This is a genomic window from Rhizobium viscosum, assembly GCF_014873945.1.
GTDB lineage: Bacteria > Pseudomonadota > Alphaproteobacteria > Rhizobiales > Rhizobiaceae > Rhizobium > Rhizobium viscosum.
In genome coordinates, this window is record NZ_JADBEC010000001.1 from 2,600,167 (window position 1) to 2,613,244 (window position 13,078).

General features: G+C 60.3%; 10 protein-coding genes. All 10 read left to right on the forward strand.

What is annotated here, in order from left to right; genetic code table 11:
- Positions 1-103: 103 nt before the first annotated feature.
- Positions 104-433, forward strand: coding sequence for an STAS domain-containing protein (locus H4W29_RS12770; protein ID WP_192729233.1), 330 nt, complete (start codon positions 104-106; stop codon positions 431-433).
- Positions 430-798, forward strand: coding sequence for a response regulator (locus tag H4W29_RS12775; protein WP_007826493.1), 369 nt, complete (start codon positions 430-432; stop codon positions 796-798). The genes H4W29_RS12770 and H4W29_RS12775 overlap by 4 nt, the downstream gene beginning before the upstream one ends.
- On the forward strand, positions 795-2,849 hold the full coding sequence (locus tag H4W29_RS12780; RefSeq protein WP_192729234.1) for a chemotaxis protein CheA: 2,055 nt from the start codon (positions 795-797) through the stop codon (positions 2,847-2,849). Before H4W29_RS12775 ends, H4W29_RS12780 begins: the two co-directional genes overlap by 4 nt.
- The gene (locus H4W29_RS12785; RefSeq protein ID WP_112544062.1) at positions 2,846-3,352 is read left to right on the forward strand and encodes a chemotaxis protein CheW; all 507 of its coding nucleotides are present in this window, start codon (positions 2,846-2,848) and stop codon (positions 3,350-3,352) included. The genes H4W29_RS12780 and H4W29_RS12785 overlap by 4 nt, the downstream gene beginning before the upstream one ends.
- Before the next feature lie 30 nt (positions 3,353-3,382).
- A complete protein-coding gene (locus tag H4W29_RS12790) occupies positions 3,383-5,095 on the forward strand; it encodes a methyl-accepting chemotaxis protein (protein WP_192729235.1) in 1,713 nt (570 codons plus the stop codon).
- A 361-nt stretch (positions 5,096-5,456) separates the two neighbouring features.
- The gene (locus tag H4W29_RS12795) at positions 5,457-7,385 is read left to right on the forward strand and encodes a HAMP domain-containing methyl-accepting chemotaxis protein (protein WP_192729236.1); all 1,929 of its coding nucleotides are present in this window, start codon (positions 5,457-5,459) and stop codon (positions 7,383-7,385) included.
- 194 nt (positions 7,386-7,579) lie between these two features.
- Entirely contained in the window at positions 7,580-9,643 is a 2,064-nt protein-coding gene (locus tag H4W29_RS12800) for a HAMP domain-containing methyl-accepting chemotaxis protein (RefSeq protein WP_192729237.1), read from the forward strand.
- A gap of 170 nt (positions 9,644-9,813) precedes the next feature.
- Positions 9,814-11,634, forward strand: a complete 1,821-nt coding sequence (locus H4W29_RS12805; RefSeq protein ID WP_192729238.1) for a methyl-accepting chemotaxis protein — start codon at positions 9,814-9,816, stop codon at positions 11,632-11,634.
- Positions 11,635-11,710: 76 nt separating this feature from the next.
- Positions 11,711-12,187, forward strand: a complete 477-nt coding sequence (locus H4W29_RS12810) for a chemotaxis protein CheW (RefSeq protein WP_113320887.1) — start codon at positions 11,711-11,713, stop codon at positions 12,185-12,187.
- A 33-nt stretch (positions 12,188-12,220) separates the two neighbouring features.
- Entirely contained in the window at positions 12,221-13,075 is an 855-nt protein-coding gene (locus tag H4W29_RS12815; RefSeq protein ID WP_007826507.1) for a CheR family methyltransferase, read from the forward strand.
- The last annotated feature ends 3 nt before the right edge of the window (positions 13,076-13,078 follow it).

The following is a 13,078-nucleotide window of genomic DNA, read 5'->3' on the forward strand; positions in this document are numbered from 1 at the left end:
CGCGGCAATTGCACTTTCCTACAACCGCTGTTTACGCGCTGTTAAGCCTGTCATGAGAGTCCTTTTATGGTCGTTAAGTATTTCTCCGACCATGGAGGCTGCATTGGATACTCAGGCAAAATATTTCGAATCTATATCCCTTCCGGAAGCTCTGAGCATTCGTAATGCTTCGGAAGTATATGCGAATATTATTGATCATTTTCGCGGCAATAATAGTATTGCCTTAAGTCTTCCCGAAAACGCGGAAGCGGATCTGAGTTTTCTCCAGCTCATAGAAGCCGCCCGCCGTCAGGCCAAGGCAGAAGGCAAGACTTTTACCCTTTCAACTCCGGCCAGCGGCTCGCTTCTCAAGCTCCTTGAGCGCGCCGGATTTATGGAAGCCTTCGATCAAGAAGACCAGAAGTTCTGGTTGCATAAAGAGGTGACGTTATGAGCGCAAACATCCTGACCGTCGACGATTCCGCCAGCATCCGGCTGACCACCAAGGTCACGCTGACCAATGCCGGTTACACGGTCACTGAAGCCGTCAACGGGGCCGAGGGTCTGGCAACGGCCAAGAGCGGCAATTTCGACCTGATCGTCACCGACCTCAACATGCCTGTCATGGACGGGCTGACAATGATCGAAGAGTTGCGGAAGCTGCCCGCCCAGGCCGGCGTGCCGATCATCTTCCTGACGACGGAATCCGACGCGGATCTCAAGGCCCGTGCCAAGGCCGCCGGTGCCACCGGCTGGCTCACCAAGCCGTTCGATCCGGAAAGTCTCGTTAAGATCGTGAAGAAGGTTCTTGGCAGATGAGCTCGCTTGATCCAGTCGCAGTATTCCGTACCGAAGCGGCCGAATGCCTCGAGGCGATCGAAGCCGGCCTTCTCGACCTCAACCACGACCTCGAAAACAAGGACCTCGTCGACGCCGTGTTCCGCGGCCTTCATACGTTGAAGGGCTCGGGTGCGATGTTCGGCTTCGAGGCGCTTGCCGCTTTCACTCACCATTGCGAAACGGCCTTTGATCGTGTTCGCAAGGGCGAGGTCCCGGCGACCGCCGAGCTCGTCGCCGCCGTTCTTGCCGCGCAGGATCATATGCGCGCCCTCGTCGAACAGCCTGATGCCGACCACGGCGATACCGGCCACAAGCTGCTTGCCCAGCTCCAGGCCGCCGTCGGCGGTAAGGCGGAGGCCAAAGAGGTCACGGCGCCTGTCGCTGCAGCACCTGCCGTCGCCGCTCCCGCCAAGAAGAAAAGGACCTGGCGCATCCGTTTCAGCCTGCCGGCGAATTCCATGGCCAACGGCACCAACCCGCTTGGCCTTCTGGATGAATTGCGCGATCTCGGCGAATGCACGATCCGCGCAAACACATTGGGCATTCCGCCGCTTAACGATATGGTTCCGACAGAGCTTTACGTTTCCTGGGACGTCGTTCTGACGAGCGAACAAGACCGTTCCGCCATCGACGACGTCTTCATCTTCGTGATGGATGACATGGAACTCGACGTTCAGGAAATCGCCGGTCCGCAGACCGCGCCGGCCGAGACAAAGAAAGACGTAGCTCCTGCCGCGGTTGCAGCGGCAGCTGTCGCTCCAGTGCCCGCCGCTGCTCCGGAATTCCGCCCCGTCGAGGCGGTTCCGGTGAAGCGCGAAGCGGCTGCCCCCGCTCAGGTGGCAGCCCAGGCGAAGGCGCAGGAAAACGTCCGCGTTCCGGCAGAACGCCTGGACGAACTGATGGACCGCGTCGGCGAACTCGTCATTGCCCAGTCACGGCTTAGTCAGCTGGCAAGCTCCAGTTCGGATATTGCGCTGCGCTCGGTTTCGGAAGAAATCGAACGTCTCTCCGGCGAGCTGCGCGACACGATGATGGTGCTGCGCATGGTGCCGGTCGGAACGCTCTTCTCGCGCTTCCGCCGCCTCGTCCACGATCTTGCACGTGAGACCGGCAAGGTCATTGAACTCGTCACCGAGGGCGAAACCACCGAAGTCGACAAGACCGTCATCGAGCGTCTTGCCGATCCGCTGGTTCACCTGGTTCGCAATTCGATAGACCACGGTCTCGAGCCGCCGGCCGAACGCCTTGGCGCCGGCAAGATAGAAGCCGGCACGGTGACGCTTGCTGCCCACCAGTCCGGCGGCGAGGTCATCATCTCCATCAAGGATGACGGCCGTGGCATCAACCGTGACCGCGTTCGCGCCAAAGCGGAATCCTCGGGCCTCATCGCGCCCGGCCAGCCGCTTTCCGATCAGGAACTGCTGCAGCTCATCTTTGCGCCGGGCTTCTCTACCGCGGCAGCGATTACCAACCTCTCCGGTCGCGGTGTCGGCATGGACGTCGTCAAGAAGACTGTCGAGGCACTGCGCGGCACGATCGATATCGTCAGCCTGCCCGGACAAGGCTCGGAGGTTTCTCTCCGCATTCCGCTGACGCTCGCCATCATCGACGGTCTGCTGGTGCGAGTGGGTTCCGGCCGTTACGTCATCCCGCTCTCGGCGGTCGAGGAATGCCTCGAACTGTCGCTGGAAGAAGATCTCCGCTCACGTGGGCGCAGCTTCATCTCGCTGCGCGACAGTCTGGTGCCGTTCCTCAGGCTGCGCGATCTCTTCCGAACTGGCACCAAGCCGGACGTGCATCAGAAGGTGGTCGTCATCTCGACAGGCACCGAACGTGTCGGTCTGGTGGTCGATCAGATCATCGGCGACCATCAGACGGTCATCAAGTCGATGTCGAAACTGCACAACGATGTGGCGACCTTCTCCGGCGCCACCATTCTTGGCGACGGCAGCGTCGCTCTCATTCTTGACGTCGGGCACCTCGTTGCCGCGGGTCAGCAACAGGAGGCGCAATTGCGCGTGGCAGGATGAGCACAGCAACAGCCGAAAAATTCGACAAGCACTGGAATTACGCTGAAGAAGTCGAGGTTCTGACCTTCGATCTCAATGGCGAAACCTTCGCTCTGGAAGCAGTCATCGTACAGGAAATCCTGGATCTGCTTCCCGAGACCGCGGTACCGGGCGCCCAGCCTTTCGTTGCCAGCGTCATCAATTTCCGCGGCAAGGTCATTCCGCTTGCCGATCTTCGCCTCGCCTTCGGGATGGAGGCTTCGGAAGCGACAATAGACAGCCGCATCATCGTCATCGAGGTCGATCTGCAGGGGGAGCAGACACTCGTCGGCATCCGTACCGACAAGGTGAACGAGGTGACGACGCTGACGAAGAACGCCAGCGAGCCGCCGCCGAGCGTGGGTATGCGCTGGCGCGCGGATTATATCAACTGCCTGGTCAAGAGGGGTGGTGAGTTCATCATCCTCCCGAATTTGCAGGCGATTTTCTCATCGAGGCATGAGACGGCGGGGGCCGTCAATTAGCCGGGGGCCAATCACTGAGGGGTTAAGACGATGCGATTGACGATCAAGACAAAGCTGGTGACAGCGTTCACCTTTATCATTCTCATGCTCATGGGCACCGCCGCCTACGGCATTTTCAGCCTCGGCTCGCTGAACGACACGATCGGTAACCTTCTTGCCGGTCCCGCTGCGCGCCTTGACCTGGCGCAACAGATCAATATCGCCCAGCTCGAAGCCATCCGCCAGCAGAAGAACCTCCTGACGGCACGCAATGCCGACGACGCTTCCGGTGCGATCGAAAAGGGCAACAAGGCTCGCAAGGACTTCGCCGATGCCTTCGCTGCCGTGACGAAGCTTGCGACCGAGCAAGGCAAGGCGCGTTGGGAGCGAGTTGCCGAACTCTCCAAGGCATTCAATCAGGCCGACGACCAGATCCGAACTTTCATCAAGGACGGCAATATGGACGGCGCCAACAATGTCTCGGTCACGACGGCTCGCCAGGCGGCCAACGATATCGACGCCACACTCGATGAAATTCTGACGCTCGAAAAACAGCGCATGAAGGAAGCCGATGATAGCGCCGATCAGCAGTATGCCACGACGCGCACGACGATGATTGCGGTTGCCGCCGTAGCGTTGCTGATTGCTGGCCTCACTGCCTTCTGGATCGCGAATACCATCAGCAAGGGTCTCAGCCGCGCCAACACCGTTGTCCGCGAAGTTGCCGAAGGCGACCTGACGAAGATGGCCGAAATCACCACGCATGACGAAATCGGCGAACTACTCGGCAACGTCAATGTCATGATCGAACGCCTGCGCGGCGTCGTCGCCGACGCCTTGTCTGCCGCCGACAACGTTTCTTCGGGCAGCCAGGAACTCTCGGCCAGCTCCGAGCAGGTCTCGCAGGGCGCGACCGAACAGGCGGCTTCGGCTGAAGAGGCTTCCGCTTCGATGGAAGAGATGGCAGCCAACATCAAGCAGAATGCCGACAATGCCGCCCAGACCGAAAAGATCGCCCGCCAGTCCGCCAAGGACGCGGAAGCTTCCGGCGATGCCGTCAACCGCGCCGTCGATGCGATGCGCACGATCGCCGAGAAGATCGGCATCGTTCAGGAAATCGCGCGTCAGACCGACCTGCTCGCGCTGAATGCCGCTGTCGAGGCTGCTCGTGCCGGCGAACACGGCAAGGGTTTTGCGGTGGTCGCATCCGAAGTCCGCAAGTTGGCAGAGCGCAGCCAGTCGGCGGCCGCGGAGATCTCCTCCATGTCGAGCGATACGGTCAAGGCCGCCCGCGATGCCGGCGAAATGCTCGGCCGCCTGGTTCCCGATATCCGCAAGACTGCCGAACTGGTCTCCGAGATCAGTGCCGCCTGCCGCGAACAGGATATCGGCGCCTCGCAGATCAATGAGGCGATCCAGCAGCTCGACAAAGTGACCCAGCAGAATGCCGGTGCTTCGGAAGAAATGTCGGCTACTTCGGAAGAGCTTGCTGCTCAGGCCGAGGAACTGCAGGCTTCAATCGCCTTCTTCAAGGTCGATACGGCAGGCGCGACCCGTGCCGGCGTACGGAAGGCCGCTGCAAAGACGGCCGCCAAGGTGGTCAAGGCTCCGGCCGCCGCCCAACGCAAGCCGGCTCCGGCTACGCAGAGCCACAATCACGGCCAGACAGTCTCCGCTCAGCAGGCACGTGCCAAGGGCTTTGCCCTAGATATGTCGATGGGTGGCCCCGACGCCGGCGACGACGATTTTCGCGAAAGCGCTTGAGCGCTTCGCCGAAATGAACACTGCTGCGGACCTGTGGCCCGCGGCTTAGGGAAATGCCCAACGTGTGTATGCGTTGGTATCGATCGGCAGATGTCCGCCGGCCAGCTTTAAGAGGCAGGCGGAGCATCGGGTTTTCCTCCGAAAAGGTGGGATCTTCCGCAGTCAGACGCGCTGCGGTTTTGCAAGCCGATTGTGAGCTCCGGGAGGGTCCGAACAACGGACATGCGGAGCAAGCGACGATGGTCTCCAGTAATTGAACATGTCCGCGATGCATGCTGCCAAAAACGGCAGAATGACGACCCATGCCTGAACGTCGAGTAATGCACCCAGCTCTGTCGATCTCCTTCAAGGAAGTATTCAAATGCGCTTCACCATTAAACTGAAACTGGGTCTTGCCTTCGGCCTGATGACCCTCTTGTTAGTCGGCATCGCCGTTTACGGCAGCATGAGCCTCGGCTCTCTGAATAATGCCAGTGGTGCGATGATCGACGGTCCGGTACGCCGTCTTGAACTCGCGCTGACAGCCAATGTGGCCGAAGTCAACGCCATTCGCGCGCAGAAAAACGCGCTGCTTTCGACCGATCCGCAGACGACCGATGGATTCTACAAGGAGGCCGATCAGAACCTGCAGGCCATGCTTGAGTCCGTCGACGAGGGCCACAAAATCGCTTCACCGGAGGGCAAGCCCTATTGGGAGAAGTTGCAGGGCATTGGTGCGAAATTCCGTGAGAAGTCCGCTGAACTTCAGCAGCTTGACGCCAAGGGCGACCAGGCCGGCGCCCAGGCTCTCTCGCTTGGCGAACTGCGTGACATGACGAGCGATATGGGTGAAGCAATTGCGGCCCTCGTCGAAATCCAGCGCAAGGGCATGAAGGCGACTGATCAAGCCAACGACGATCTTTATAATTCCACAAAGCTAATCCTCAGTATTGCATCGGGTATTGCGGTGTTGATCGCGCTGGCCGCTGCCCTCTGGATCACGTTCGGCATCAGCAACGGTCTCAAGAAGATCGCGACTGTCGCCAAGGCTGTTTCGATCGGCGACCTCGACCAGAATGTCGCTGTCAAGACCAATGACGAGATCAAGGATCTGATCGATACCGTCAACGTTATGACCGCCAATCTACGGAATACGGCTGAGCTCGCCGACAAGATCGCCATGGGCGACCTGTCGGTCGATGCGAAGCCGCTGTCGGACAAGGACGTTCTCGGCATCGCGATGCGCAGCATGGTGACGAACCTGCGCACAACGGCTGAAGTGGCCGACCTCATCTCGAATGGCGACCTTACCGTGTCTCCGAAGCCTCTGTCCGAAAAGGATACGCTGGGCATCGCTCTGGAGCAGATGGTCGAGCGCTTGCGTGGTGTCGTCGCCGATGCGATCGCCGCAGCTGAAAACGTCTCGTCCGGCAGCCAGGAACTGTCGGCCAGCTCCGAGCAGGTCTCGCAGGGAGCAACCGAACAGGCAGCTTCGGCTGAAGAGGCCTCCGCTTCGATGGAAGAGATGGCCTCAAACATCAAGCAGAATGCCGACAACGCCGCCCAGACCGAAAAGATCGCCCGCCAGTCCGCCAAGGATGCCGAAGTTTCGGGTGAAGCGGTCTCGCGTGCTGTTCAGGCAATGCGCACGATTGCCGAGAAGATCGGCATCGTTCAGGAAATCGCCCGCCAGACCGATCTGCTCGCCCTGAACGCTGCCGTCGAAGCCGCGCGTGCCGGCGAACACGGCAAGGGCTTTGCGGTCGTCGCCTCGGAAGTGCGCAAGCTCGCAGAGCGCAGCCAGTCGGCAGCCGCTGAGATCAGTGCGATGTCCGGCGATACGGTAAAGGCAGCGCAGGAAGCCGGCGACATGCTGGGTCGCCTGGTTCCTGACATCCGCAAGACGGCCGAACTGGTCTCCGAGATCAGCGCCGCCTGCCGCGAGCAGGATATTGGTGCAGCCCAGATCAACGAAGCGATCCAGCAGCTCGACAAGGTGACGCAGCAGAATGCCGGCGCTTCCGAAGAGATGTCGGCGACCTCCGAAGAACTCGCCACGCAGGCTGAAGAGCTGCAGGCCTCGATCGCCTTCTTCAAGGTGGACATGGCCGGCAACCGCCTGTCCCGCGCTCCGGCTGCCAAGGTCAGTGTCCGCACGCCGGCTCCGACCGGAGGCCGCAAGCCGGTCGGCAAGAAGACCACGGCTGCCAATTCGGTCGCCGCCCAGCAGGCACGCGCCAAGGGCTTTGCCTTGGATATGTCGATGGGTGGTCCTGATGACGGGGATGCCGAGTTCAAGGAAAGCGCCTGAGCGCTTTCTCCCTCCAATCCTGTCAGGGGCTAGGCGGCCCCTGACATAAGCTTCCGGTGCCCAGGAACGCCGGACGTAAGATCGCAATTCTTCGTAACTGTCTTCGCCTGCCGGAATGTTTTTGCTGCGTGATGCCGCGCCAAGGAAACCACCGGTTCAAATTTATTCCGTCGCTTTCAAATAGGGGTATTGCGATGCGTATCACGATCAAGCTCAAGCTCGCAGCCGCGTTCGGCTTCGTCATATTGTTACTAGTGGGTAGTGCAGTCTTTGGAATTATCAGCCTCAGCTCGCTGAACGAAGCCGTCGGCAACCTGATCGCAGGTCCTTCAAAAAGACTGGAATTGGCTCTGGAAGCCAAAGCTGCCGAGCTCGATGCCATCAGGTGGCAGAAGAACGCCCTTTTGGAAATGGATCCTGAAGCAGCCAGGAAACACTACGAAAACTCGGCGAAGAGCATGGATGAATTGCTCACATTCGCGACAGGCGGCCAGCAGCTCGCAACAGCCGAAGGCAAGCCCACGTGGGACAGACTGGTCGAGCTCAGCAAACGTTTCGTGGAAGGTTCCAACAAAGTCGCCTTGATCCAGCAAAGTGGCGACAGGGCAGGGGCCACGGCTTATTCCGGTGGAGAGGTTCGGGTCATCGTCACAGAACTGGAAGACGTCTTTGCGACGCTTGTGGCGCTTCAGCAGAAGTCGATGACCCGGGCCGACGACGACACGGAAATTCTCTACGGCAACACCAGAAACCTGCTGATCGGCATGGCTGTCGGCGCTTCTGTCATCGCTTTCGCCGCCGCACTGTGGATCGCGCTCGGCATCAACAGTGGCTTGCGCAAGATCATGAATGTCGCCAGCGCTGTCGCCATCGGCGATCTGAACCAGAAGGTCGAGATCAAGAGCAATGACGAGATCAAGGATCTGGTGAACACGATCAACGTCATGACAGATAATCTGCGCAATACCGCTGACATCGCAAACGAGATTTCGAACGGTGACCTCAGCGTTACACCGAAGCCGCTCTCCGACAAGGATACGCTCGGTATTGCCATGCTCGGCATGGTGAACAACCTGCGCGCTACTGCAGACGTTGCCAACCAGATCGCTGAAGGCGACCTCTCGGTCGAGGTGAAGCCGCTTTCGGCCAAGGATACGCTCGGCATCGCGATGCAAAGCATGGTCGCTAATCTTCGTGCCACCGCCGACATTGCCACGCAGATTGCCGCGGGCGACCTGACTGTTTCTCCGAAGGCGCTCTCGGCCAAGGACACACTCGGCACCGCGCTCGAACAGATGGTGGAGCGCTTGCGCGATGTCGTCGCGGACGCAATTGCGGCAGCCGAGAATGTTTCGGCCGGCAGCCAGGAGCTTTCGGCGAGCTCGGAGCAGGTGTCGCAGGGCGCCACCGAGCAGGCTTCGTCGGCCGAGGAAGCCTCCTCCTCGATGGAGGAGATGGCTGCCAACATCAAGCAGAATGCCGATAACGCTGCCCAGACGGAAAAGATCGCCCGCCAGTCCGCCAAGGATGCGGAGATGAGCGGAAATGCCGTTTCCCGTGCCGTCGAGGCCATGCGTACGATCGCCCAGAAGATCAGCATCGTTCAGGAAATCGCCCGCCAGACTGACCTTCTCGCGCTGAATGCCGCTGTGGAAGCGGCTCGTGCCGGCGAACACGGCAAGGGTTTTGCAGTCGTGGCTTCGGAAGTGCGCAAGCTTGCCGAGCGCAGCCAGTCGGCGGCAGCGGAAATCAGCGCCATGTCGAGCGATACCGTCACGGCCGCCCAGGAAGCCGGTGATATGCTCGGCCGCCTGGTTCCTGATATCAGAAAGACGGCGGAACTCGTGGCGGAGATCAGCTCTGCATGCCGCGAGCAGGATGTCGGTGCGTCGCAGATCAACGAGGCGATCCAGCAGCTCGACAAGGTCACTCAGCAGAATGCGGGTGCTTCCGAGCAGATGTCTGCGACGTCGGAAGAGCTCGCTGCCCAGGCCGAGGAACTGCAGACGTCCATCGCCTTCTTCAAAGTGGATACGGCGGGTGGCAAGGCAATGGCGACAGGTGGTCGTCAGGGTCGCGCACCGGCCGCCAAGGTGACCACACGCAGCCCGGCTCCATCCGCAGCCCGCAAGCCGGCCGTCAAGGCGGGTCCCGCCAACGGTATTGCCGCTCAGCAAGCCCGTGCCAAGGGTTTCGCCCTGGATATGTCCATGGGCGGGCCGGACACGGCGGATGATGATTTCCGGGAAAGCGCGTAGGCGCTTCCCGACGGACAGACATTGGGGCCGCGGCAACAGCGGCCCCGTTACGGCCGGCGCATGGAAGCGCCGGGGCACACCGGCTCGGCCGGCAACGCATGAAGCGTTTTTACGGCGGCACAATGTGTCATTTCGCGGGATATCCGCTGCAGTCCTGAAGGGGTCTTGGAATGCGCTTCACGATCAAACTCAAACTGGGCCTGGTGTTCGGTTTCATCGTTCTCCTGACCTGCGCCATGGCTGGTCTTTCGATCTACAATCTCTCGTCGCTGAATAGCGACATCTCGGTCATGGTTGCCGGTCCGGTCGCCAATCTGCGCGATTCCGGTGATCTCTCCGATGCTGTGATGCGTTCCATCCGCGCCGAAAAGGATGCGATCATCAATACCGATGCGACCAAGATCGGCGGCTATGTTGATGAGATCTCGCAGCAGCGCGAGCAGATCAAGACACTGCAGGCTCGCCTTGCCGCTTCGGAAGACCCTGACATCAGGAATGGCATGGCTCAGTTCGGCGACCTCTACGGCAAGTGGACGGCGCTGCAGGATCGCGTTGCCGATCTCGCCAAGCAGAACACCACCGAATCCAACACCCAGGCCGGCGTCATTTCGATGGGCGAAGGCCAAGTGGTAACGACCCAGCTTCTTGGCATTCTCACCAAGCTGAACGACACCGTGACTGGCAATGTCGCCGAAACCGACGCCGCCACCAACGACCAGTATGCGCAGTCGCGCAATATGCTCGTGATGATGACGATCGGTCTGATCATCGTATCCTCCGCTGCTGCCATCTGGATCCTGCTCAATATCTCCCGAGGCCTCAAGCGCGCAGTCCAGCTCGCGGATGCCGTCAGCATCGGCGATCTCGAACAGGATATTGAGCACAAGAGCAATGACGAGATCCGCGACCTAGTCAATTCCATGACGAGGATGACCGGCAACCTGCGCAATACCGCGCAGATCGCCAACCAGATCTCGAACGGCGACCTTACCGTGTCTCCGAAGCCTCTGTCGGAGAAAGATACGCTGGGCATCGCTCTTGAGCAGATGGTGGAGCGCCTGCGTGGTGTCGTTGCGGACGCAATCGCGGCTGCGGAAAACGTCTCGTCCGGCAGCCAGGAACTGTCGGCCAGCTCCGAGCAGGTCTCGCAGGGCGCGACCGAACAGGCGGCTTCGGCTGAAGAGGCCTCCGCTTCGATGGAAGAGATGGCCTCAAACATCAAGCAGAATGCCGACAACGCCGCCCAGACCGAAAAGATCGCCCGCCAGTCCGCCAAGGATGCCGAAGTTTCGGGTGAAGCGGTCTCGCGTGCTGTTCAGGCAATGCGCACGATTGCCGAGAAGATCGGCATCGTTCAGGAAATCGCCCGCCAGACCGATCTGCTCGCCCTGAACGCTGCCGTCGAAGCCGCGCGTGCCGGCGAACACGGCAAGGGCTTTGCGGTCGTCGCCTCGGAAGTGCGCAAGCTCGCAGAGCGCAGCCAGTCGGCAGCCGCTGAGATCGGTGCGATGTCCGGCGATACGGTAAAGGCAGCGCAGGAAGCTGGCGACATGCTGGGTCGCCTGGTTCCTGACATCCGCAAGACGGCCGAACTGGTCTCCGAGATCAGCGCCGCCTGCCGCGAGCAGGATATTGGTGCAGCCCAGATCAACGAAGCGATCCAGCAGCTCGACAAGGTGACGCAGCAGAATGCCGGCGCTTCCGAAGAGATGTCGGCGACCTCCGAAGAACTCGCCACGCAGGCTGAGGAACTGCAGGCCTCGATCGCCTTCTTCAAGGTGGACATGGCCGGCAACCGCCTGTCGCGTGCTCCGGCTGCCAAGGTCAGCGTCCGCACGCCGGCCCCGACCGGAGGCCGCAAGCCGGTCGGCAAGAAGACCACGGCTGCCAATACGGTTGCTGCCCAGCAGGCACGCGCCAAGGGCTTTGCCCTGGATATGTCGATGGGTGGCCCTGATGACGGGGATGCCGAGTTCAAGGAAAGCGCCTGAGCATCCGGGTCCTTTCAATATGTTAACAGGCGTCTCCGATAATGGGGGCGCCCGAATCCAAGGAAAGCGGTTGATCATGGCAACAACATCTCTGGAAGCCCAATTCGTGACCTTCAGCCTCGGCGAGGAGATCTTCGCCGTTCCGGTGGAGGTGGTGCGCGAAATCCTCGACTATGCGGAAGCATTCAAGATTCCGAATGGCCCCGACTATCTGCTCGGCCTGCGCGACGTGCGCGGCCAGGGCGTCCCGACGATCGATCTGCGCCTGAAGCTCGGCATGTCAAAGACAGTACCGACGCCGCATACGCGCGTGCTGGTTCTCGACGTTCCGATGGAAAATCGCCTTCTGACGCTCGGCCTCGTTGCCGACCGCGTTTTCGAAGTGACGCCCTTCCGTCGCGATCAGATCGAGTCCGCACCCGATATCGGCGTACGCTGGCGGTCGGATTACATTGCCGGTGTCGTGCGCCGCGAGAACGGCTTCGTCGTCATCGTCGACCTTGCCCGGCTTCTGTCGCGCGAGGATGCCACTGTCCTGCAATCGGCCGCCTGAGGCCCTCAAGACCTGTTCGGAGCGTCGCGTTTTATGAGTATGGCAGCGGTAGAAACCCAATTGCCGGGTGACAGGATCAGCAAGCGTAATTTCGACAAGCTGGCACGGTTCATCTATGACTATAGCGGCATCAAAATGCCGCCGACGAAGCTGACGATGCTGGAAGGCCGGCTGCGCCGGCGTCTGCGCGCCACGCGCCATGCAAGCTTCGACGATTATTGTGATTTCCTGTTCAACGAGGATGGTCTCGAGCAGGAGACCGTCTACCTGATCGACGTCGTGACGACCAACAAGACCGACTTCTTCCGGGAAGCCAAGCATTTCGAATATATGCAGATGGTCGCCCTCCCGACGCTCGCCGACAGCGGCCTGCGGACGATCCGCACATGGAGTTCTGCCTGCTCGACGGGTGCAGAGCCCTATACGATGGCCATGGTGCTGGCCGAGTTCGTCGAGAACCGCAGCGATGTCTCCTACAATGTGCTGGCGACCGATCTCTCCACCGATGTGCTGCAGACAGCGCGCAAAGGTATTTATGCGGAAGATCTGATCGCTCCGGTGCCGCGCGACCTGCAGAAGAAATATGTTATGGTTGCCAAACAGCAGGGTCGCCGCGAGGTTCGCATCTCGCCGAAGCTGCGCAGCCGTGTCGGCTTCGCCCGCATGAACCTGATGGATGAGAAGTATCCTATCGGCGACATGATGCACCTGATCTTTTGCCGCAACGTGCTGATCTACTTCGACAAGCAGACGCAGGCCGGGGTGCTCACCCGTCTCTGCAATTGCCTCGCGAAGGGCGGTTACATGTTTATCGGTCACTCAGAATCGATCACCGGCTTCGACCTTCCCTTGAAGCAGGTTTCGAATACGGTGTTCCAGCGCATTTGAGAG